Origin of the sequence: Fusobacterium mortiferum ATCC 9817 (assembly GCF_000158195.2) — a bacterium.
Taxonomy (GTDB): Bacteria; Fusobacteriota; Fusobacteriia; order Fusobacteriales; family Fusobacteriaceae; genus Fusobacterium_A; species Fusobacterium_A mortiferum.
In genome coordinates this window covers 642,954-666,796 of sequence record NZ_GL987988.1, presented here as the reverse complement: position 1 = coordinate 666,796, position 23,843 = coordinate 642,954, and the positions used below count along the sequence as shown (strand labels likewise).

At 28.4% G+C, this 23,843-nt stretch carries 21 protein-coding genes, 1 pseudogene and 1 riboswitch; of the genes and pseudogenes, 13 read left to right on the top strand and 9 right to left on the bottom strand.

Annotation, left to right across the window (positions count from 1 at the left end):
• Positions 1-107 precede the first annotated feature (107 nt).
• The 5 genes from FMAG_RS04165 to FMAG_RS04145 form a co-directional block, all read right to left on the bottom strand.
• Positions 108-1,118 carry an electron transfer flavoprotein subunit alpha/FixB family protein gene (locus FMAG_RS04165; RefSeq protein WP_005884337.1) on the bottom strand — a complete coding sequence of 337 codons (1,011 nt, stop codon included), beginning with the start codon at positions 1,116-1,118 and terminating at the stop codon, positions 108-110.
• A 46-nt stretch (positions 1,119-1,164) separates the two neighbouring features.
• Positions 1,165-1,950: an electron transfer flavoprotein subunit beta/FixA family protein gene (locus FMAG_RS04160; RefSeq protein WP_005884335.1), complete on the bottom strand. Its 786-nt coding sequence runs from the start codon at positions 1,948-1,950 to the stop codon at positions 1,165-1,167.
• A gap of 59 nt (positions 1,951-2,009) precedes the next feature.
• The gene (locus FMAG_RS04155) at positions 2,010-3,155 is read right to left on the bottom strand and encodes an acyl-CoA dehydrogenase (protein ID WP_005884333.1); all 1,146 of its coding nucleotides are present in this window, start codon (positions 3,153-3,155) and stop codon (positions 2,010-2,012) included.
• A 24-nt stretch (positions 3,156-3,179) separates the two neighbouring features.
• Entirely contained in the window at positions 3,180-3,584 is a 405-nt protein-coding gene (locus FMAG_RS04150; protein WP_005884330.1) for a MaoC family dehydratase, read from the bottom strand.
• 327 nt (positions 3,585-3,911) lie between these two features.
• Positions 3,912-5,468 carry an acyl CoA:acetate/3-ketoacid CoA transferase gene (locus tag FMAG_RS04145; protein WP_005884328.1) on the bottom strand — a complete coding sequence of 519 codons (1,557 nt, stop codon included), beginning with the start codon at positions 5,466-5,468 and terminating at the stop codon, positions 3,912-3,914.
• Between the two features lie 327 nt (positions 5,469-5,795).
• Between FMAG_RS04145 and FMAG_RS04140 the strand changes: the two genes are divergently transcribed.
• From FMAG_RS04140 to FMAG_RS04110, 7 genes are all read left to right on the top strand, one after another.
• Positions 5,796-6,674: a LysR family transcriptional regulator gene (locus tag FMAG_RS04140; protein ID WP_005884326.1), complete on the top strand. Its 879-nt coding sequence runs from the start codon at positions 5,796-5,798 to the stop codon at positions 6,672-6,674.
• A 187-nt stretch (positions 6,675-6,861) separates the two neighbouring features.
• Positions 6,862-8,175, top strand: coding sequence for a GntP family permease (locus tag FMAG_RS04135; RefSeq protein WP_005884324.1), 1,314 nt, complete (start codon positions 6,862-6,864; stop codon positions 8,173-8,175).
• 110 nt (positions 8,176-8,285) lie between these two features.
• Positions 8,286-9,023, top strand: coding sequence for a tRNA1(Val) (adenine(37)-N6)-methyltransferase (locus tag FMAG_RS04130; protein ID WP_005884322.1), 738 nt, complete (start codon positions 8,286-8,288; stop codon positions 9,021-9,023).
• Between the two features lie 23 nt (positions 9,024-9,046).
• Complete coding sequence (locus FMAG_RS04125; protein ID WP_005884320.1) at positions 9,047-9,805, top strand: threonine/serine exporter family protein; 759 nt, start codon at positions 9,047-9,049, stop codon at positions 9,803-9,805.
• A complete protein-coding gene (locus FMAG_RS04120) occupies positions 9,805-10,293 on the top strand; it encodes a threonine/serine exporter family protein (RefSeq protein ID WP_005884318.1) in 489 nt (162 codons plus the stop codon). Before FMAG_RS04125 ends, FMAG_RS04120 begins: the two co-directional genes overlap by 1 nt.
• 199 nt (positions 10,294-10,492) lie before the next feature.
• Positions 10,493-10,921, top strand: coding sequence for an Hsp20/alpha crystallin family protein (locus FMAG_RS04115; RefSeq protein WP_005884316.1), 429 nt, complete (start codon positions 10,493-10,495; stop codon positions 10,919-10,921).
• 53 nt (positions 10,922-10,974) lie between these two features.
• Positions 10,975-11,166 (top strand): hypothetical protein, encoded by a 192-nt coding sequence (locus FMAG_RS04110; protein WP_005884314.1) that lies wholly within the window; start codon positions 10,975-10,977, stop codon positions 11,164-11,166.
• Between the two features lie 966 nt (positions 11,167-12,132).
• Here the strand turns inward: FMAG_RS04110 and FMAG_RS04105 are convergent.
• The 4 genes and pseudogenes from FMAG_RS04105 to kdpF all read right to left on the bottom strand — a co-directional run bounded on the left by FMAG_RS04105 (position 12,133) and on the right by kdpF (position 16,518).
• A complete protein-coding gene (locus FMAG_RS04105; RefSeq protein ID WP_005884312.1) occupies positions 12,133-12,714 on the bottom strand; it encodes a potassium-transporting ATPase subunit C in 582 nt (193 codons plus the stop codon).
• 18 nt (positions 12,715-12,732) lie between these two features.
• Positions 12,733-14,786: pseudogene (gene kdpB / locus FMAG_RS04100) on the bottom strand (potassium-transporting ATPase subunit KdpB).
• Between the two features lie 7 nt (positions 14,787-14,793).
• On the bottom strand, positions 14,794-16,425 hold the full coding sequence (gene kdpA / locus FMAG_RS04095; protein WP_005884310.1) for a potassium-transporting ATPase subunit KdpA: 1,632 nt from the start codon (positions 16,423-16,425) through the stop codon (positions 14,794-14,796).
• 15 nt (positions 16,426-16,440) lie between these two features.
• Positions 16,441-16,518: a K(+)-transporting ATPase subunit F gene (kdpF, locus tag FMAG_RS14255; protein ID WP_367268623.1), complete on the bottom strand. Its 78-nt coding sequence runs from the start codon at positions 16,516-16,518 to the stop codon at positions 16,441-16,443.
• Between the two features lie 614 nt (positions 16,519-17,132).
• Positions 17,133-17,274, top strand: a riboswitch (cyclic di-AMP (ydaO/yuaA leader).
• 98 nt (positions 17,275-17,372) lie between these two features.
• On the opposite strand from kdpF, the gene FMAG_RS04090 reads away from it, so the two are divergent.
• The 6 genes from FMAG_RS04090 to FMAG_RS04065 all read left to right on the top strand — a co-directional run bounded on the left by FMAG_RS04090 (position 17,373) and on the right by FMAG_RS04065 (position 23,777).
• Positions 17,373-19,214 (top strand): HAMP domain-containing sensor histidine kinase, encoded by a 1,842-nt coding sequence (locus tag FMAG_RS04090; protein ID WP_005884308.1) that lies wholly within the window; start codon positions 17,373-17,375, stop codon positions 19,212-19,214.
• Between the two features lie 52 nt (positions 19,215-19,266).
• Positions 19,267-19,941, top strand: coding sequence for a response regulator (locus FMAG_RS04085; RefSeq protein WP_005884307.1), 675 nt, complete (start codon positions 19,267-19,269; stop codon positions 19,939-19,941).
• A gap of 6 nt (positions 19,942-19,947) precedes the next feature.
• Positions 19,948-20,358: a potassium channel family protein gene (locus FMAG_RS04080; protein ID WP_005884306.1), complete on the top strand. Its 411-nt coding sequence runs from the start codon at positions 19,948-19,950 to the stop codon at positions 20,356-20,358.
• A gap of 25 nt (positions 20,359-20,383) precedes the next feature.
• Complete coding sequence (locus FMAG_RS04075; RefSeq protein ID WP_005884305.1) at positions 20,384-21,049, top strand: potassium channel family protein; 666 nt, start codon at positions 20,384-20,386, stop codon at positions 21,047-21,049.
• Complete coding sequence (locus tag FMAG_RS04070; protein ID WP_005884304.1) at positions 21,049-22,536, top strand: TrkH family potassium uptake protein; 1,488 nt, start codon at positions 21,049-21,051, stop codon at positions 22,534-22,536. Before FMAG_RS04075 ends, FMAG_RS04070 begins: the two co-directional genes overlap by 1 nt.
• Positions 22,537-22,634: 98 nt before the next feature.
• Positions 22,635-23,777 (top strand): sensor protein KdpD, encoded by a 1,143-nt coding sequence (locus tag FMAG_RS04065; protein WP_005884303.1) that lies wholly within the window; start codon positions 22,635-22,637, stop codon positions 23,775-23,777.
• Positions 23,778-23,843 lie beyond the last annotated feature (66 nt).

Genomic DNA, 23,843 nt, shown 5'->3' with positions numbered 1-23,843 from the left:
TAAGAAAGCTCTGGCGCTCTTAAATCTAATCTCCTGTCTCGCTCTCTATTATAACTGATAAAAAAAAGCTGGTCAAGTATTATTTTGACCAGCCTTCAATATTTTTACTATCTAGACTCTTTTGCTTTCTTTAAAGCTTCTAATAATTGAACAGCTATTTTGTTAGCATCTCCAACTATTCCTAAATCAGCTATGCTGAATATAGGAGCTTCCTTATCTTTGTTGATAGCTACAATATACTCTGATTCTTCCATACCTGCAACGTGTTGGATTGCTCCAGAAATTCCACATGCAAAGTAAATATCAGGTCTAACTGTTTTACCAGTTTGTCCTACTTGTCTATCGTGAGAAATGAATCCAGCATCTACTGCTGCTCTTGATGCAGATACAGTAGCTCCTAATTCTTTAGCAACTGATTCTAAAGCTGCAAAATTTTCAGCTGAACCAATTCCTCTTCCTCCAGAAACAAGTATTTTAGCTTCTGAAATATCAACTTTATTCTTAGTTTCTTTAACTACTTGTAAGATTTTTACTTTCATTTTTGAAGTATCTAAAGTAACAGAGAAGTTTTCTACTTCTGCTCTTCTTCCTTCTTCTTTAGGAGCTTTTTGCATAACTCCTGGTCTTACTGTTGACATTTGTGGTCTGTGGTCAGGACAAATGATTGTTGCCATTAAGTTTCCACCAAATGCAGGTCTTGTCATTTCAAGTCCTTTTGTTTCCTCGTTTATCTCAAGTTTTGTACAGTCAGCTGTTAATCCTGTATTCATTCTTGAAGATACTCTTGGTGCTAAATCTCTTCCTAAAGTAGTAGCTCCAAATAATACTATTTCAGGTTTTTTAGCATCTATTATCGCTTTAAATACTTGTGCATAAGCTTCTGTATCATATAATTCTAATTTTGGTTGGTCTACAACTATTACTTTATCTGCACCATATTCTCCTAAAGTATCAGCTAATTTCCCTACATTATATCCTATTAAAGCTGCTGTTACTGGTACATCTAAGCTTTTTGCTAATTCTTTAGCTTTTCCTACTAATTCAAGTCCAACGTTTTGAAGTACCCCATCTCTTTGTTCTGCAAATACTAATATTCCTTTATAATCATTTAAATTCATTCTCTTATCTCCTTTATCCTAAGGTTATCAAGGTTATCATTTAAATTTAGATAACAAATTTTTCTTTTAATTTCTCAACAATTAACTCAACAGCTTCTTTAGTATCTAATTCAAATACTTTTCCAGCTTGTTTAGCTCCTTTTGTAAATGATTTCTTAACTTTTGTAGGTGAACCTTTTAATCCGATTATTTCTGGATTAATTTCTATATTATCAAATGTCCAAGTTTCAATTTCTCTATCAAATGCTTCAACTATTCCTTTAACTCTCATATATCTTGGAGCATTAGCTTCAGTTAATACTGTTACTAAAGCTGGTAGTTGAACATTTACTAGATAATATCCATCTTCTACAACTCTTTTTATTGTTAAACTGTTATCTTTTTCATCATATTGCATTTCTTTTACATAAGATACTTGTGGTAATCCAAGGTGTTCAGCAATTTGAGGTCCTACTTGTGCAGTATCTCCATCTATTGCTTGTCTTCCTGCTATTATTAAGTCTGCATCTAATTTTCTTAATGCTGCAGCTATTGTATTAGAAGTTGCTAAAGTATCAGCTCCTCCAAATCTTCTATCTGTTAATAATATTGCTCTATCTGCACCCATAGCATAAGCTTCTCTTAAAATAGCCTCTGCTTGAGGTGGTCCCATTGTAATTACTGTTACATGAGCATTATATTTATCTTTTAATCTAAGTGCTTCTTCTAATCCAGCTTTATCATCTGGGTTCATGATACTAGGAACTCCATCTCTTATTAATGTTCCTGTTACTGGATCTAATTTTATCTCAGTTGTATCTGGAACTTGCTTTATACAAACTACTATTTTCATCTTGCATCCTCCATATATTAATTCCTGAACTTTCAATTTCTCAAATTATTTAAAGTTAACTATTTTAAAAGATTTCCAGAGATTACCATTCTTTGAACTTCTGATGTTCCTTCATAGATTTCAGTAATCTTAGCATCTCTCATCATTCTTTCTACTGGATATTCTCTAGTGTATCCATATCCTCCGTGTAGTTGAACTGCTTTTGTAGTTACTTCCATTGCAGTTTCAGCAGCAAATAGTTTTGCTCTAGCAGCATCTACTGTATATGGTAGGTTGTTGCTTTCTCTCCATGCAGCTTTATAAACAAGAAGTCTTGCAGCTTCTACTTTTACTTCTAAGTCTGCTAATTGGAATTGAGTATTTTGGAATTGAGCTATTGCTCTCTTGAATTGTTTTCTTTCTTTTACATAGTTTACAGTTTCATCTAAAGCACCTTGTGCTATTCCTAATGCTTGAGAAGCAATTCCTATTCTTCCTCCATCAAGAGTCATCATAGCAATTTTAAATCCTTTTCCTATTTGTCCAAGTAAATTTTCTTTAGGAATTCTTGCATCTTCAAATATTAATTCACAAGTTGAAGAACCTTTAATTCCAAGTTTTTTCTCTTTTTTACCTACTGTAAATCCAGGTGTTCCAGCTTCAATTATAAATGCAGATATTCCTTTTAATCCTAGTGATTTATCTGTCATAGCAAATATTACATATACATCTGCATATCCAGCATTTGTTATGAATATTTTTGAACCATTGATTACCCATTCATTTGTTGCTTCATCTAAAACAGCAGTAGTTTGTTGTCCAGCAGCATCTGTTCCTGCATTTGGTTCAGTTAATCCAAATGCTCCTAGCCACTCTCCACTAGCTAATTTTGGAACATATTTTTGTTTTTGCTCTTCAGTACCAAATTTTAAAATTGGCCAAGTTCCTAGTGAAGTATGTGCTGATACAATAACTCCTGTTGTTGCACAAACTCTAGAAAGCTCTTCTACAGCCATTGCATACATTACATTATCTCCACCAGCTCCTCCATACTCTTTTGGAATAGGGATACCCATTAATCCAATTTCAGCCATTTTCTTAACTGTTTCAATTGGAAATCTTTCTTCTTCATCTACTTCAGCAGCTAGAGGTTTTACCTCTTTTTCAGCAAACTCTCTTATCATTTGTCTGAAAAGTTCATGTGTCTTAGGCATATTAAATTCCATTCTTTTAATCCTCCTACAAAAAATTTACTTTTTCATTATTTTTGCTTGACCTTTTAATACTACTTTTCCATCTTGATTTGTACAAATTGTTGATAATATTACTCTGTTTTTTTCTGGTATTAATTCTATAATTTCAGCTGTTGCTGTAATAGTATCTCCAAAATATACAGGAGCTGTAAAAGTTAAATCTTGCCCCATGTAAATACTTCCTTCTCCTGGAAGTTTTGTCCCTAGCACTGCTGATACTAAGCCAGCAGTTAACATTCCATGTGCTATTCTATGCTTGAACATAGTTTTTTTAGCATGTTCTTCATTTAAATGTGCTGGATTAACATCCAATGTAATACCTGCATATAATACTACATCTGTTTCTGTTATTGTTTTTGAGACCTCTGCTTTCATTCCTACTTTTAATTCTTCAAATCTCATATTTAATCCGCTATCACTATTAAATAAAATATCAACTATTTTAGTTCAATTATTTCCTAATTTTCACTATAAACATTCCTATTTTCTTGAAAAATATCACAAAATATTTTTTGGAAAAATTAGTATCTATTGAACTTTTTACAAACAAGTAGTCTAGCCATAGGACTTATATTATAAGTTATATCAGTATTTAGCTGCAATGTCAAGAATATATTAATATTTATTTAAATATTCTCAATTTTTAATCTAGTCCAATGAAAAAACTAACCATTTTATTTTTAATAGGATAACTCCCTCCTTTTTAATCTGATATTTTAATATTATTTATTATAATTTTAATCCCATTTTCTCATCTCTAAATATTCTTGAATCCATTAATTTCAAATCATCTGCTACTATTGGAGCAAAATCCATCTGAGCTAATATATCCTTTTCTAAATCTACTCCAGGTGCTATCTCTACCAATGTAACTCCCTCTTTTCTCAATTCAAATACTGCTCTTTCAGTTACATAGGTTACTTTTTTACCATTTTCTTTTGCTAGATTTCCACTAAATGTTATTTGTTCTACATCTGATATAAATTTCTTTATTTTCCCTTCGTTTTTTATTACTAATTTTCTATCACTTACTGTAATATCCAATCCTCCTGCAGTAAATGTTCCACAAAATACAACCTCTTTAGCATTTTGAGTAATATTTATAAATCCACCACACCCTGCTATCTTAGGACCAAATTTTGATACATTTATATTTCCATATTTATCACATTGAGCTAATCCTAAAAATGCAGCATCAATTCCTCCACCATCATAAAAATCAAATTGATATGGCTGATCTACTATTGCTCTTGGATAAACTGAAGCTCCAAAATTAGCCCCACCTGCAGGTGTTCCTCCTATTGCTCCTGGTTCTACTGTTGGAACAAAGTATTCTTCTTGCCCTTCTTCATTTAAAACATCTGCAATTACTTCTGGCATCCCTATTCCATAATTTAAAATTTTCTTATCTCTAGTTAAAAGCATTGCACATCTTCTTGCAACAATTTTTCTCTCATCTAGTGCTACACTTTTTCCCTCATGACTTTCTACTTTTTTTCTAGTCACAAACTTTTCATTAAACTCCTCTACTAAAGTTTGTTTATGAAACTCTTTATTTTCTGCAACAACAACATAGTCAACCATTACCCCTGGGATTTTTACATCTTTTGGTTGAACATAACCATCTTCAAGCTTATTTTTTACTTGAACAATTACAATACCACCATTATTTCTTACAGCAGTAGCTATTGATAGCATCTCAAGTGATAATGGCTCCTCTTCTAGAGAGATATTTCCTTCACAATCTGCAGTTGTTCCTTTTAAGAGTGCTATATCTCCTTTTTGCCCTTTGAAAAATAATACATCTCTTCCATTTAAATGCAATTTTTCAACTAAATTCTCTGTTGTTATGCTGTTTATTTTTCCCCCTTGTAATTCTGGGTCTACAAATGTTCCCAATCCAACATGAGATATAGTTCCTGGTTTATTTGCTGCCATATCTCTAAACATTTGAGCTATTACTCCTTGTGGAAAATTATACCCTGTTAGCTCATTTGCATTAGCTAAATTTCCTAATTCTGGAGCTAATCCCCAATGTCCTCCTATTACTCTTCTTATCATTCCTTTATGAGCAAATCTATTTAATCCTGTTCCTGCTTTAGCATTTCCAAAACCTGCAGCAAACATAATTCTTAAATCTTTAGGACTTCCAGTTTCCAAAAAAGATTTTTCTATTTCATAATAGATTTCTTCTGGAACACCAATTGTTACAAATCCATCTAATAACACATCTGCCCCATCTTTTATTAACTTTGGTACTTCATTTGCTTTTATAAATTTAGCCATATTTCTCACTCCTTAATCATTTTTTGAGATTAAGTCTGGCATTTTGTCTTTATCCTTCTCTTTGTCCACAATTTTAGTTTTTTATTTTAGGAATGTCAAGTAAGTTTTTTTTCATTTTTTTTATCTTTTTTATTTTTAGGATTTGAAACTATTACATATTTTGTGATTTTTTTCATAGAATTAAGATTTTTACTTTTCTATAGTAATGTTCTTTTATTTTTTAATATGATTTTTTTTCATATAAAAAATGAGAAAAAAATATCTAAAATACTATCTTTTTTTGTTGTATAATATAATAAAAAATTCTTTTTAGTTGGGAGGGACTTTATGAATATTAAATCTCTAAATTATTTTATCGAAGTAGCAAAAGAAAAAAGTTTTACTAATGCTTCTAAAAATCTTTTTGTTTGTCAATCTGCCTTAAGTAAAGCAATTAAAACTTTTGAAAATGAGTTAGATATAACTTTAATTGATAGAACTTCAAAACACTTTAAACTCACTCCTGAAGGTCAGCTTCTTTATGAAAATGGGGTAATTGCTCTTAAAGTCATAAATGAACAACTTGAGATGCTATTAGATAGTGTTAGTATAGAAAAAGGAAAAATTAAGGTTGGGGTTCCTCCAGTTATAAGTACTATCTACTTTACTTCTATAATAAAAAGTTTTAAAGATAATTTTCATTCTATAAACTTACAAATTATAGAAGCTGGAGCCAATACTGTAAAAGATAAAGTACATAATGGAGAAATTGATATTGGTGTTGTTATTCTTCCTTTTTCTTCTGATGAATTTAATATTACACCTATTTTCTCTGCTGATGTAGTCGTTGTTGCTAATAAATCTCATCCTTTTGCTTCTAGGGAAGAGGTATCTTTACTAGAAATTAAAGATGAACCATTAATCTCATTAAATGAAACCTATATGCTTTACGATAGAATAAAAATCAGATGTAATGAAGCTGGTTTTGAACCTAATATTATTTGTACAAGCTCACAGTGGGACTTTATTGCTGAAATGGTAGCATTGAATCAAGGAATATCTATTTTACCTAAGCCAATTTTAAGCAAATTTCATTCTAAAAATATAAAGGCTATACATATCAAGGAAGGATTTCCTTGGAATATTGCTTTTATAGTTAGAAAAGATAAATATGTATCTAAAGCTATTAAACTTTTTATTGAATTTACTAAAAATTTTGAGCTTTAATATGAGTTAAATAAGATAGTATTCTTGCTACTTTTAACTATAATATGACTTTTTTTCATACTTTTTATGAAATACTAATATTTTACATTAATCTCTTTTTGAAATAAAATTTTATTGTAAGATGTCAATGCATTTTGAACTTTTTTCTTTTCTTTTTTAAAATTTTAATACTTAAGGAGGTTAATTGATGTTAGGTATACTAATTGGATTAATACTTTTAGTTTTTTTATCATATAGGGGATACTCTATTATATGGGTAGCTCCAGTTTCAGCCCTAGTTGTTGCATTATTAGGTTTTGGATTTGATGGAAATAAACTTTTAGATTCATATATTATCAACTATATGGGTTCGTTAGCTGCATTTACACAATCTTGGTTTCCTCTGTTTTTCTTAGGAGCAGTTTTTGGAAAGTTAATGGATGTTACTGGATCGGCTAAAGCTGTTGCCCATCTTCTAGTAAAACTTATCGGAGCAAAAAGAGCTTTATTATCAGTTATAGTAAGTTGTGCTGTTTTAACTTATGGTGGAGTTAGTTTATTCGTAGTTGTATTTGCTATCTATCCTCTTGCAATCTCTTTATTCAGAGAAGCTAATTTACCAAGAAGATTAATCCCTGGAGCTATAGCTCTTGGTGCATTTACTTTTACTATGACAGCTTTTCCTGGAAGTCCACAATTAAATAATATCATTGCTGGAAGATATTTTAACACAACTCCATATGCTGCACCTATATTAGGTATAGTTGGTGGATTAATCATGCTAGGATGTGGATATTTCTATCTTATTTGGCAGCAAAATAAATTAATAAAAAATGGAGAAACATTTACGGAACCTGAAGGAGAAATAGTTGAGCAAAATATAGAATTACCTAATGCTTATCTTTCAATTTTACCTCTTTTAGTAGTAGTAATCTCTTTATATATTTTAAGTAAAATAGGTATGGCTATTACTCCAGCTAGTATTTTATCTTTACTTTGTGGTAATATTGCTGTTGTTATTCTAAATTTAAAAAAATCTAATCTTTTTACAAAAGCTCTTAATGATGGAGCAAATGGAGCTGTTATTGCAATTTTAAATACTGCTGCTGCTGTTGGATTCGGTGGAGTAGTAAAAATAGTCCCTGGGTTCCAAACATTAACAGATTTACTTTTAGGTCTTAAAGCTAGTCCACTTATTTCAGAAGCTTTAGCAGTAACTTTACTTGCTGGAGCAACTGGTTCATCTTCGGGAGGAATGGGAATAGCTCTTGAAGCTCTAGCTCCTCAATATATACAAATAGCTGCTACTAGCGGAATGAATATAGAAGTCTTCCATAGAATAGCGACTATAGCATCTGGAGGATTAGATTCTTTACCACATTGTGGAGCAGTGTTAACATTACTAGCAGTTACTAAAATGACTCATAAAGATTCATATAATGATATTGGTATGGTTACTTGTGTAATCCCTATAATTGCACTAGTTGTTACTATTATTCTTGGTATGATTGGAGTTGTATAATTTTTAACTATTACATAACCTTATTCAAGGCTATTACAACTTTTAGTTGTAGTAGCCTCTTTTATTATTTTTTTAAATTTGATATAATATTTTAAGGAGGTATTTATTTTATGAATGATGGAAAACAATTTGAAACTATTATAAATCTTTTACAAAAAGATATGAAAATTATACAAAGAGCTGATCATTTTTCTTTTTCTATTGATTCTCTTCTTGTTTCAGAGTTTGCAACAATAACAAGAACAACAAAGAATATCATAGATTTAGGAACTGGTAATGGAGTTATTCCACTCTTTCTCTCTAAAAAAACTAAAGCTAAAATTACTGGGATAGAGATACAGAGTATATCTAGTGCTTTAGCTAAAAGAAATATTGAATTAAATAATTTACAAGAACAAATAGAAATAATTAATGACGATATGAAAAATTGGAATAAATATTTTAGAAAGGGATATTTTGATTTAGTTGTAACTAACCCACCTTTTTTTAGGTTTCATGGAGAAGAAAAACAATTAAATGATTTAGATCAACTTTCATTAGCCAGACATGAAATCTCTATAAACTTAAACTCTTTAATAGAAACAGCATCTAATCTTTTAAAGGATAAAGGATATTTTGTTATGGTTCATAGAGTTGATAGGCTTATCGATATTATTGAAACTATGAAAAAATACTCTCTTGAACCTAAAAGAATTCAATTTTGCTATACAAAACTAGAAAAAGAAGGAAAAATCCTCTTAATAGAAGGAGTTAAAAATGGAAACTCTGGACTTAGAGTATTATCTCCTCTCATTGCTCATGATGATGATGGTAATTATTCAAAAGTAGTTTTAGAAATGTTTAAATAAACTATTTTAATTTTGGGGGAAACATGGAAAATGAAAACAAGATTTTAACATTAGCTAATTTAACTGGTAAAATTGCCTTACAAAGCGGGGCTGAGACTTATAGAGTTGAGGATATTATCTCTAGAATATGCAAACATTACGGTCTTAATGCTCAATGTTTTGTATCTATTACTTGCATCATTACCTCTGTTAGAAATTACCAAGGTAAGATTTTCTGCTCTGTTGAAAGAGTCCAATCGAGAACTACAAATTTAAATAAAATACACTCTATAAATCAACTTGTTAGAGATATAAAAAAATATACCTTTGAAGAATTTAGTGAGAAATTACACTGTATAGAGCATGAAGTCCCTTATAAAAATTCTATATATTTCTCTGCTTACTGTGGAGGTGCTTTTTTCTTTGCTCTTTTGGGTGGTGGAAATTTACATGATGCTCTCAGTGCTTCTATTGGTGGAGGAATCATTTTTGTAATATCTAATCTTGCTAACAAGCTACAAGCTAATAACTTTTTTATTAATATATTAGGTGGATTTATTTGTACATTATCATCTTATATAAGCTTTAAGATAGGTTTTACTAATACTGTTTCCTATTCTACAATAGGTACTATTATGCTTCTAGTTCCTGGAATAGCCCTTACCAATGCTGTTAGGGATTTAGTTGCTGGAGATTTATTATCAGGTTTATCTAGAGCTGCTGAAGCTTTTCTAATAGGAGCTGCTCTTGCATCTGGAACAGGAATTGCTCTATTTATTATTTTAAAATTCGGAGGTGTATAATGAATAGAACTTTTATTGAAATATTAGCCTCTGCTGGAAGTACATTTGCTTTTGGAATACTTTTTAACTTAAAAGGGAAAAAATTAATAGCAGCTAGTATTGGTGGAGTTATTGGTTGGGTTATATTTATTTTCTTTAAAGCAAATGGTACTTCTGAACCTGGAGCTTTTTTCTTATCTTCTATTGGAATAACTATATACTCTGAGATAATGGCAAGAGTATTAAAAACTCCTGTTACTTCAACATTAATAGCTAGTCTTATTCCCCTTGTTCCTGGAAGTGGAATATATTTTACTATGTCATATTTTGTTGAAAATAAAATTCCTGAAGCTACTCAAAGAGGAATTGATACACTACTTGTAACTATAGCTATTACTTTAGGAATAGTTATGGTATCAACTTTTTCTCAAATTTATTATAAATTTAGACGTTATCAAAATATTAAAAAGAAAATTAAAATACGAAAAAAAAATTTTCATAGATTTTAGTCTTTTAGAGATAAAACTCCCTTTTAAATTAAAAAGGGAGTTTTTTATTCTTAAATAAATTTTTAAAATTTTTAGCACTCATCTATTGACTTTGCTAATAAAAAAGAGTATAATTAATTTGTAAATGAAGAGAAGGTATTAAAAACATATAATCAAAATTGAAAAATTTTAAATAATATTTATTAAGGAGATGGTATATATGTTAATGCCTAGTATTTTTAGAAAAGGATTTATTGATGATGTTTTTGAAGATGATTTTTTTGGAGATAATTTAAAAAAACAAAGTTCTTTTGGAAAAACTGATATAAAAGAACTTAAAGATAATTATCTTCTTGAAATTGAACTTCCAGGTTTTAATAAAGAAGATATTAAAGCTGAAATCAATAATGGTTACTTAATTGTCACAGCTGCACACAATGAAAATAAAGATGAAAAAGATAAAGAAGGTAAATATATAAGAAAAGAAAGATATACTGGTCAATTTACTAGAAGCTTCTATATTGGAGATAATATTACTCAAGAAGATATTAAAGGAAAATTTGAAAACGGACTACTTAAATTAGAAGTTCTTAAAAAAGAAGCTAAAGAATTAGCAGAAGAAAAAAAATATATTCAAATAGAAGGATAATAAATATTAAAAAATAGAATAAAAGTTTTAGTAAAAATAGGAGTTGACTTTAAATGAAAGAACATAAATATGTAAATTTTAACCAAGAAGCTGATGTACATTATATAATAAATAAATATCATAAAAAAGAGCATGAAGCTGTAAAAGAGTACCTTGAAACATTAAAAGGACAAAAAAATTTAACTCATGAAGCTGTATTTGCTTTAATTGAAAAAAATCTAAAATTTAAAAAAATAGAAAAATAACTCTTAGTAAAATAGCCAATAAATTTGGCTATTTTATTTTTATTAAATATTTAGATATAAAAAATACATCCTCTATAGATTAAAATTTTGGGTATAGTCTTTTTTAGATTTTAAATTTTTATTACTATTCTATTACTACAAGAATTTTTTACCTCTCACAGGTCTTTGGATTATCAAGAGAATACATTAATAAACTTTATCAACTTCAACCACAAGATAGATTATTTCCATATACTAAACATTTATTTGAACATGAAATGAAGAGAATAACTAAAGCTGAAAATATTGAAAAGATAAGATTACATAATCTAAAACATAATCATGTAATCTTACTAATACATTTAGGAATAAATCCAATTGTTATAAGTAAAGACTTGGTCATGAAAAAGTAGAAACTGCTCTAAATACCTATTTACATGTTTATCCTAATGCTAATATTAGTATGATGAACTTGCTCAATAGTGTATCAAATAATAAATAATTACTGGGAGAGATAAACTCTCCTAATACTTTTTTACCATTTATTAGTTAAAACTGGAGTATTGTTTTTAAAAAACTCTTCTTTACTAACATATAAATCAAAATTAAAATATTCTTTTAAAGGAATTCTTAAATGAACAGGATAACTATCAGGAGTATTTAGCAAATAACTTTCATTAAGGGACTATATTTATCATCATTTAAATATTTTATTAATTATTTATAGCTATGCTTTAAGCAATTTACTGTTATTTTAAATTCAGTAATCATAGTTAGCTCTTCAGTTTTAAAGAGAGAAATATTTAGTTTTAAATTAAAAGATATATTATCTGAGTATTTATAAATTAAGTATTTTTCTTATCTTTATAATTGCTAGTTAAATGAATTTGTAATATCTTTGAAAGTAAAAATCAAATGAAAAAGCAACCAATATATTAGTTGCTTTTTCAGAGTTTTGACTTATGAAATAAATTTATATGTAGTGACTTATTTAGCTAATTCTTCTAAAGCTAAGTTAAGTTCTAACACATTAACAATGCCTTTATGAGCTATTTTATTTATTAAAGTTACTACTTCATCTTTAGCAATTCCATTTTCTTTAGCTACTCTGTCAACTTGTATCATTGCCCCTTGTATTGTGATATGTGGGTCAAGTCCAGAACCAGAAGCTGTAAGCATTTCAACAGGAATATCCTCAACTTTTAATCCAGGATTTTCAACTAATAATTTCTCTATATTAGCTTTTATATTCTCTGTATAAGTAGGATTGCTAAGTCCTAAATTAGTACCTCCAGATGCTGGGAGCACTTGAGCTTCCTCCTCTGTGGTATAAGTGTTGTAGTTATATGCTGATGGCCTTCCATGGAAGTACTTAGCATCGGTAAAAATCTGTCCTATATGTTTACTTCCTATTGCTTGTCCATCTTTTATAATGATACTTCCATTAGCACTATGATTGAAAAATATTTGAGCAAAACCATTTATTGCACAAGTATAACCTATTGCTAATATAAATAGTGCAATTGTTATATATACACTTTTTTTCAAAATCTCAGATTTACTTTCCATTTATATATCCTCCTATTATTACATTCCTAAAGCTCTTAGCATTGGAGTAATAATCATATCTATTAATTTAATTCCTACGAATGGAGCTAAAATTCCTCCAACTCCATAGATAGCTAAGTTTTTAAGTAACATAATCTCAATTTTCATTGGTTTATAAGATACACCTCTTAAAGCAATTGGTACAAGTAATGGGATTATAATTGCGTTAAATATAAGAGCTGAAACAATAGCACTTACAGGTGATGAAAGTTTCATAATATTTAAAATTTCCATTTGAGGAATAGCAACTATAAACATAGCTGGAATAATAGCAAAGTATTTAGCTACATCGTTTGCTATACTAAATGTAGTTAAAGCTCCACGAGTTATTAATAACTGTTTTCCAATCTCTACAACTTCTAATATTTTAGTAGGGTCAGAATCTAAGTCGACCATATTAGCTGCCTCTTTAGCTGCTGTTGTACCACTATTCATTGCAATACCAACATCAGCTTGAGCTAGTGCAGGTGCGTCATTTGTTCCGTCCCCTGTCATAGCTATTAATTTACCTTGAGCTTGCTCTCTTTTGATAACTTCTATTTTTGTTCAGGAGTACATTCTGCTACAAACTCATCTATACCAGCTTCTCTAGCAATAGTTTCAGCTGTAAGTGGGTTATCTCCAGTACACATGATAGTTTTGATTCCCATTTTTCTAATGTTATCAAATCTTTCTTTTAAACCAGGTTTTACAGTATCTTTTAAGTAGATTACCCCAAGAACTTTATTGTTCACTGCAAGTACTAATGGAGTTCCTCCAAGTCTTGATACTCTATCTACAATCTCATCTAAGTCTTTTGGCACAGTTCCATTTTGTTCCTCTACAAATTTCTTAATAGATGAACCAGAACCCTTTCTAACTTTTCTACCATCAGTTAAATTAATTCCACTTGTTTTTGTTTGAGCAGAAAACTCTAAAAATTCAGCTTTTTCATAATCTTTCTCATCTAAAATACATTCAAATTTTTTTCCTAACTCTACAATTGAACGTCCCTCTGGAGTTAAATCTTTTAATGAAGAGATAACAGAGTATTCAATAATATCTTTTTTGCTTACTCCCTCAACAGGAATAAATTCACTTGCAAGTCTATTACCAAATGTAATAGTTCCTGTTTTGTCTAAAATAATTGTATTTATATCTCCACAAGTTTCAACAGCTTTACCTGACATAGCAATAACATTAAATTTATTAACTCTATCCATACCAGCTATACCTATTGCTGAAAGTAATCCACCAATTGTAGTAGGAATTAAACATACAAGTAAAGCTATAAGAGTTGATAATGGAAGTTGTACTCCTACATAAAGTCCCATAGGGAATAAAGTAACAATAACAACTAAGAATATCAATGTAAGTCCAACAAGTACTGTATTAAGAGCTATCTCATTAGGAGTTTTCTTTCTTTCAGCACCTTCTACTAAGTTAATCATCTTATCTAAGAATGACTCTCCAGCAGATACAGAAATTTTAACTTTAATTTTATCACTTACTACACGAGTACCACCTGTTACTGAAGAAAAATCTCCTCCTGCTTCTTTAACAACAGGAGCAGACTCCCCTGTGATTGCTGACTCATCAACAGAAGCAATCCCCTCAATTACCACACCATCGCTAGGAATTAATTCTCCAGTATTAACTATAACTATATCTCCCTTTTTAAGAGAACCAGCGTCTACTTGTGTGGTAGTTCCATCAGCTTTTAAAAGATTAGCTACTGTATTTTTTCTAGTCTTTTTTAAACTATCAGCTTGAGCCTTTCCTCTTCCTTCAGCTATTGCCTCAGCAAAGTTAGCAAATAATACTGTAACAAATAAAATAAAACAAATAATAGCATTAAACACTCTTAAATTCGTTTCAGCCTCGCTAAAAATAGCTGGATGAATAGTTAATAAAAGTGTTAAAAAGAATCCTATTTCAACTACAAAGATAACTGGATTTTTAATAAGTATCTTTGGATTTAATTTTTTAAAAGAATCTATAAATGCTTGATGTAAAATGGCACTATCTATACCTTTTACTTTATGTTTACTCATAATTGAATTACCTCCAAATGCTCAAATGTTCTGCAATAGGTCCTAGTGCTAAAGCAGGTAGGAATGTAAGAGCACCTATTATTAATATTATAAAGAATAAGATAAATGAAAATGTTAAGTTATCAGTTCTAAATGTAGTTTCTGTAACAGGTACAGATTTTTTCTTGTATAATGAATATCCAACTACAATCATTAATACCATACTGATATATCTTCCTAAAAACATTACTATACCTGTTGTGATATTCCAGAATGTAGTAGAATCTCCTAATCCTTCAAATCCAGAACCATTGTTAGCAGCACTTGAAGTATATTCATATAATACTTGTGATATTCCATGGAATCCAGGATTTGATAGTCCTCCATATCCTAACTCAGTAACTAATGAGATAGCACTTGGTACAAGTATAATAATTGGGTGTACTAGAATTAAAAAAGTAATAATTTGCATCTCTCTTGCTTCTAATTTTTTTCCAAAGAACTCTGGAGTTCTTCCAACCATTAACCCACATAAGAATACTCCTAAAATCATATACATGATTACATTCATAAATCCTACTCCCTTACCTCCAAAGATGCAGTTAAGCATCATATTCCATAATGGCATCATTCCAGCTATTGGAGTAAGCGAGTCATGCATATTATTTACACTTCCTGTTGTAAACGAAGTAGTTATATCAGTGAAAAGTGCAGAAGCTATTAGTCCAAATCTTACCTCTTTCCCTTCCATATTCATTCCTGTAATTCCAAACTCTTTAAATATAGGAGCACCTTGCTGTTCAAAGTAATATATCATAAAGAAAGAGATTAAGAATAATACAAATATTGATAAGAATACATACCAACCTTGTTTTTTATTCTTAGCAACTATACCAAAAGCAACAGTTGTAGCTCCAGGGAAAATCATCATAGACATCATCTCTATATAGTTAGACCATAATGAAATATTTTCAAAGGGGTGTGTAGAGTTTGATGAAAAAAGACCTCCTCCATTAGTTCCTAAGTGTTTGATTGCTTCCCAAGCTGCTGCTGGTCCTAAGGGTATAACTTGATATTTGTCTTCAACAGTTTTTACTATTATTTGTGTATCAAATGTTTGAGGTAAACCACAAAGTACAAGTCCTACACCCACTATGATAGAAGCTGGAAGTAATAATCTAGTTACAGATTTTACTATATCCTCATAGAAATTACCAAGTCTAATTCCCATAACTCCTCTAATAATTGCCATACATATAGCCATACCACTTGCTGCTGAAGTAAACATTAAGTTTATAAGAGCAAGTCTTGAAGCTATTCCATTTAACCACTCACCAGAGTAGTGTTGTAGATTTGTATTAGTAATAAAACTTATTGCTGTGTTGAAAGCAAGTGAAGGTGAATTCCCTTGCATAGTTAAAATTCCATAGGTTAAACAGTACATTACTAAGTTAACTACTAAGAATGATAGAATATAATTTTTTAAACTCATATTTTCACAAGTACATTTTATTGGTTTGAAAATAGGAGCTTCAATTACCGAGAAAATTTTTTCTCCTATAGTTTTCTCATACATAATTATTTTTGCAAGATGTTTACCAACTGGTATTATCAATAAGATAAATGCCAATAGATAAAGAAATAAATTAAATAAAGTCATAATAAATATTCCTCCTTAAAATTTATCTGGATTAAAAAGTACATAAAATAAATAGATAAATAATAAAAATACAATAGTTCCCAAAATATACATAATTCCTCCCTCAACAAATATCTGTCTCAATATAAATTTATTTTTAAATTTGCTACTAACAGAAAACAACAAATTTAATAATTAAAACTGATAGCAATATAGAAAAAGTTAAAATTTTCATGATAATTTCCTCCTTTGAACTAACTAGTATTAACAGAAAATATTAATTTTAAGAGCAGTAATAAAAATTGCTAAAATAAAACATATTAAAATTTTCATTAATCTCATCTCCTAAATGTTTATTTTTAAGTATTTTTTATATAAAAATACTATTTTTTAGAAAAAAAGGTAAAATAAAAACTGCTTTTCAATACTTTTATATAAAGTATCTAAAACAGTTTATTACTTAGGTATAAATTTTCAGAATAAATCCCCTTCATAAATTAACTCAGATAAATAAATATCAGAATAAACTTAAATTATAATTAATTAGTTTGATAAAATATATCTTAATTAGCTAGAGGTTTGTTTTATGATTTTGAATCCTATCACTTTTTTATATGAATGTCAAGAAAAAATAATTTTTTAAAATATTTTTAAAATAAAATTTATTTATCGTTAAAAAAATCTTGACTTTTTATTCGTTAGTAGTATAATCAGAATTGTAAAAAGAATATTACCATTTGCTTAATCTATTTTTAGGATAAAAATAGAGCGGGGGACCCAACCTTCTTGGGGCGTATTTCTCAATTGAGAATAGGATACTTTTCAATCCGAGCCCGACAGCTAACCTCGTCAGCGTTGAAAAGAGCCATGCATTGTGTATTAACACCATGACTTTTTGTTGTGGTGTTATTTTTTTTACAAGCTAGAGGGAATATTATAACTTAAAACTGTTTTAGAGGGAAGTAAATATGTATATTAAAAGTGTCAAATCTAGGATTTTTTTGATATTTATTGTCTTTTTATTTACTATAAGTATCAATAGTATTTGGTCTGTTATCAATTTTAGAAGACTTAATAATTCGATTGAAAGAATATTAGATTCTAATTATAAAAGTATTGTAGCAGCTCAAAAAATGATTGCATCTATTGAAAGACAAGATAGTTTACAGCTTTCATATTTATTTACTAAAGAAAGAGGGTATATAAAAAATTTTACAATTAATAAAAAAGAATTTTTAGTTGCTTTAAAAGATGCCCAAAATAATATAACTGAACAAGGAGAAAGTAAAATAGTAAATCAAATAGCTAAAGAATATGGGGATTATGTTGAAGAATTTAATAATTTTTTATTTTTAAAGGAAAAACAATCTGAATATTATTTTAAGAAAATTTTTCCAAAATTTGAAAATATAAAAAAATTATCTAAAGATTTAGTAAGTGTTAATCAAAATGCTATGTTAATTAAAAGAGATAAAGCTAGTATTACAGCTCAAAAAGCAGTAATATTTACATTTATAGCATCAATTTCTATAATAATTCTAGGTGTTTTTATAATAAGCTATCTTATTGCTAAAATATTAAAACAATTTGATATTTTTGTAGAAAAAATAGAAGGAGTATCTAGTGAAGATTACTCACAAAGAATCCCTGAAAATTTAGATAAAGAATTTAGTAAAATGGGATTAGCATTCAACCAAATGGCACAAAAGTTGGAAAAATATAAAACTATCAATATAAAAAGACTAATGACTGAAAAAAGAAAAGCTGAAGCTATTGTAGAAAGTATAAGTGATGGAATTATAGTAACTGATATGGAAAATAATATAATTTTAGTAAATAGAGCTGCAGAAGAACTTTTAAATATTGAAGAAAAAGAGCTTTTAAAACAACCTTTCTTACATGCTATAAATAATAAAAAAATTTATGATAGTGTACAGGAAATTCTTAATAATGATGAGATAAAATCTACAATGAAACAATTAGAAATATCTCTAAATAAAGGAGAATTAATTACATATTGTAAGGTATTTATTAATTCTATAATAAGTAAGAATGGAGAAAGACTAGGAATAGTAATTCTTCTTCAAGATATTACAAAAGCTAAAGAATTAGACCAAATGAAAGATAATTTTGTTTCTACTGTTTCTCATGAATTTAGAACTCCACTTACTTCAATAGGTATGGCTGTAGAGCTTTTATCTGATAAAAGTATTGGAGAATTAAATGATATACAAAAAGAACTTGTTACTGCAATTAAATTGGATAACGATAGATTAAAATTACTTATAAAAGATTTATTGGATTTATCAAGACTAGAGTCTAGAAAAACTCCTATGAATTTCCAAGAGTGTGATATTAAAAAAATTATAGATTTTGCTATAAAACCTTTAAGAAATCTTTGTGAAAATAAAAATGTCACTTTAGAATTAGGAAATATAGATAATTCTACACCAGTAATAGCAGATTTTAATAAGATTAGTGTAGTTTTAACTAATTTTATAGGGAATGCTATAAAATATGGAAAGGAAGGAGAACCTAATCATATATTAGTAGAAGCATTTAAAAAAGATGAGAATTTAGTAGTTGCTGTAAAAGATGAAGGAAGAGGTATTCCTCAAGACCAACTTGAAAAAATATTTAATAAATATATTCAAGTTAAAGTATCTAACGACGGTAAAATAGAAGGAACAGGACTTGGACTTTCTATAAGTAAAGAAATTATAAAAAATCATAACGGAGAAATTTGGGTAGATAGTAAATTAGGAAAAGGAAGTACTTTTTATTTTTCTCTTAAATGTAAAAAAAATTAATTTTTTAAATTTTAATATATAACTAATATAAAAAATTATAGAGGTGAAAAAAATGGAAAAGAAAAAAATATTAATAATAGATGATGAAAGAAATATAAGAATGACTCTTACTTATTGTCTTGAATCTGAAGGATATCAGGTAGATACAGCTATTAATGGAGAAGAAGGACTAGATATTCTTTTAAATCAAAAAAAAATATATGATTTAATTCTTTTAGACATTAAAATGCCTGGAAAAACAGGAATGGAAGTTTTAAAAGAATTGAGAGAAAATGAAAATAAAAGTAATGTAATAATGATGACAGCTTATGGAACTATAAAAGAAGCTGTTACTGCTATTAAATTAAATGCTATTGATTTTATTAGTAAACCTTTTACTCCAGACCAAATAAAAGCTTTAGTAGCTAAAGTTTTTTCAAGAGAAAATTTACAAGAGGATAAACTTAATACTTTTGAAGAATACATTGAGTTTGCTAAGCTTAATATTATAGAGAAAAAATTTGATAAAGCCATTGAAGCACTTAGAATAGCAATTAGTAAAGAACCTGGACTTCCAGATACCCATAACCTTTTAGGAGTAATTGAAGAATATAAAGGAAATGTTGATGAAGCACAAAAATATTATAGAGCAGCTTTAGCTTTAGACCCATCATATGAACCAGCTAATAGTAATCTTGATAGAATTACAGAATTAGAATCAATAATAAACGATATTAAATTGGGGTAGAAGAATATGAGTAAAATAGAAAATGATTATGTAATAATAATAGGGTGTGGTCGTTTTGGTTCTAATGTAGCTGAATATCTTTCAAGTAAAAGAAAAAGTGTAGTGATAATAGATAAAAATGAAGATAATTTTAATCTTCTCACTGAAAACTTTAGCGGTTTTACAATAGAAGCTGATGGAATGGATGAAGATACCTTAAAAAGTGCTAACATAGAAAAGGCTGCTATATTATTAGCTGCTACTAATAATGATAATACAAATATTATGATAGCTCAGATAGCTAAGAAAATATATAAAGTTCCAACAGTTATAGCTAGAGTATTTGACCCAACAAAACATAAGATTTATGAAAAATATGGAATAGAAACAATAAGTCCAACTCTTTTATCTGTAGAAAAATTTAAAAATTTAATATAAAAGATTTATAATAAGGAGTTTTGATATGAATATAATAATAGTTGGAGAAGGAAAGGAAGTACATTTTTTAATAAAATCTTTTATATCTAAAGGACATCATGTTACTTTAATTATAAATAATAAAGAAATTTGTAGAAAATTTTCTAAAGAACACGAAGAGATAGAAGTAGTTTACGGAGATGCTACTAAACCAACTATCTTAGAAGATGCTGGAGCAATATATGCAAATATAGTAATAGCTTTAACTCAACATGACCCTGATAATTTAATAATATGTCAAATGGCAAAAGAATTATATGGAGTAGCTAGAACTTTTGCTATAGTAAATGACCCTAAAAATGTAGAAATATTTAAAAAACTTGGACTTGATACAATTATAAGTACAGTTAATATAATCTCTTCTATGATAGAACAAAAGATCTCAATTGAAGAGATTACTAATCTTATTTCATTAGATGAAGGTAAATTATCTATATTTGAAATAAAAATTACAGAAACTTCTCCTGTAATTGGAAAAATGTTAAGTGAAATAAAAATTCCAAATAGTGCTATTATAGGTTGTATAATTAGAAAAGAAGAAGCTGTTATTCCTAGAGGAGATACTAAAATTTATTATGATGATAAATTAATTATTCTCTCATTACCTACTGAACAAAGAAAACTTTTTAGTATATTATCAGGTGATAAATAATGAAAGGAGTAGAGATTTTAAAGAGTAGATATAAATTGATATTAGGATATACAGGGGTAATACTTTTAGGAGTAAGCATAGCAATGCTTACTCCATTACTTACTATTCCTTTTTTTTCATATAAAAAGTTAGAGATTTTCGCCTTTATAGCTACTGCTTTTTTTACTGCTGTAATAGGATTTAATCTAAAAAGATTTGTTGCTAAAGAAACAAATGTTACTATGTCTATTCAAGAAGGAGGAATAGTAGTATTATTATCATGGATTACTACTTTAATTTTATCATCTCTTCCTTTTGTAATATCAGGACAACTTAATTTTGTACAAGCTATGTTTGAAGTGGTAAGTGGATATACTACAACAGGGCTATCAGTTGTGGATGTAAGAGAGACTACCCATATGGTTTTACTTTGGAGAAGTGTTATGCAGTTTCTTGGTGGAGTTGGTCTTGTGGTAATTATGCTCTCTGCTATCATTGGTCCACATGGGGTAGGGCTTTATAATGCAGAGGCTCGTTCAGATAAATTAGTACCAAATATAAGAAAAACTACTAAGATGATAATGATAATCTATGTAAGCTATATTATAGGTGGAATTATTTTATATGTTTTAGCTGGAATGCCTATATTTGATGCTATCAATCATTCTATTGCTGCTGTATCTACAGGAGGATTTTCAACTAAATATGAAAGTATTGGATATTACAATAGTACAACAATAGAGCTTATTACAATTATACTTATGGTGTTAGGAACTATTAACTTTGCTGCTCATGCTATACTTTGGAAAGGAAAAGTTAAAGAGTTTTTAAGAATAGGAGAGTTTAAAACTATGTTATTTATGTTTTCTTTATCTATTCCATTAACATTATTTTTTACTACTAAAGATATGTTTGAAAGTTTATCTAAAAGTATTAGAGTAGCTGTATTTGAAATTATCTCTGCTGTATCTACTACAGGATTTTCTACTGTCGGTTATACCGATTGGAATGATTTTGGAATATTTATATTAGTTTTAATGATGATAATAGGAGGAGGAACTGGTTCTACTGCTGGAGGTATTAAGCAATATAGAGTCTATATTTTATTTAAATCTTTATGGTGGAATATAAAAAGTTATGTGTTTCCTAGAAATGTTGTAAAAGAGTATTCAGTAAATAGAGCTGATGGAAAGTTTTATATTTCTGATAAACATATTATAGAAGTTTGTTCTATAACTACTATATATATGATTATGTTTATTATCTCTGTAATTATTCTTATGGCTCATGGCTATGGTATGAGAGAGAGTATATTTGAAATAGCTTCTTGTTTGAGTACAGTAGGGTTATCAATAGGAATTACGTCTCCAAATGCCCCTAATCTAGTTCTTATTATAGAAACTATAATGATGTTTTTAGGTAGACTTGAATTTATAGTAGTTTTTTATTCTATTTTAAGAATAATTAGAGATTTTAAATTTATTAAATCACAAAATTTAGAAAATTAATAAAAAATTATAACTCAAGAATAGCTTTTATTATATTGTTATTCTTGAGTTTTTATATATTGATTAATAAATTAAAAAATAAAAAAGGAGAAAGAGATATGTCAGAAGAAAAAAAGAGACTTACTCCAGAAGAGGCATTAAAAATCTATAACAAAGAAAAAAGAGGGAAATTAAAAATATATCTAGGATATTCTCCAGGAGTAGGTAAAACTTATACTATGCTTAGAGAAGCTAATATCAGAGTAAAAAGAGGAGAAGATATATGTATAGGTTATATTGAACCTCATGATAGAAAAGCTACTACTGAACAAATAGGTATTTTAGAACAAATTCCTACAAAAGACATTGAATATGCAGGAAAAATATATAGAGAGGTAAATGTAAAAAAAATAATTGAAAGACATCCAGATATTGTTTTAATAGATGAACTTGCCCATACTAATATGAAAGGAAGTAAGAATGAAAAAAGATATCAAGATGTTTTAGAAATTTTAGATGCAGGAATTAATGTACATACTACAGTAAATATTCAACATCTTGAAAGTTTGAATGATGTGGTACAAACTATTACAGGTATTGTAGTAAAAGAAACTATTCCTGATACAGTATTAACACAAGCTGATGAAGTAGAAGTTATAGATATATCTTTTGAAAGTTTAAAAGAAAGATTAGAGAGAGGAGAGATTTATAATCTAAATACTGTTTCACAAGCTTTAAAAAACTTCTTTAGAAAAGGAAATTTAAGTGCTTTAAGAGAAATTGCTCTTCGTCAAATAGCTCAAGAAGTAGATAATAATCTTAACGAATATATGAATAATAAAAATATCAAAACAAACTGGCACACAACAGAGAGAGTTTTAGTATCAATCTCATCAAGTCCTAAAGCTAGTAAAGTAATTAGATATGGAGCAAGAATTGCTCAAAGATATAGATGTGAATTTTATGTAATATGTGTAGAAGAAAAAAGTCTTTTATCAAAAGGTTATTCTTTAGAAGATTGGAAAATTATTGAAAAGCATGAGGAACTAGCTAGAAATTTAGGTGCAGAGACAATAAGATTGCAAGGAAAAAATATAGTAAAAGAAATATTAAAATTCTCAGAAGAGAAAAGAATTACTCAAATAGTTTTAGGACATAGTAAGAGAAATAAATTAACTACATTTTTTAAGGGATCGATTATAAACAAAATTATTGAACATTCAAAAGGAACTGAAATAAGAATTATTCCTTGGGATTTATAATTTATTTTTTCAAATTATTTTAAATTCTATTATAAATTAATAAAATAATTCAAAAATTTATCAATA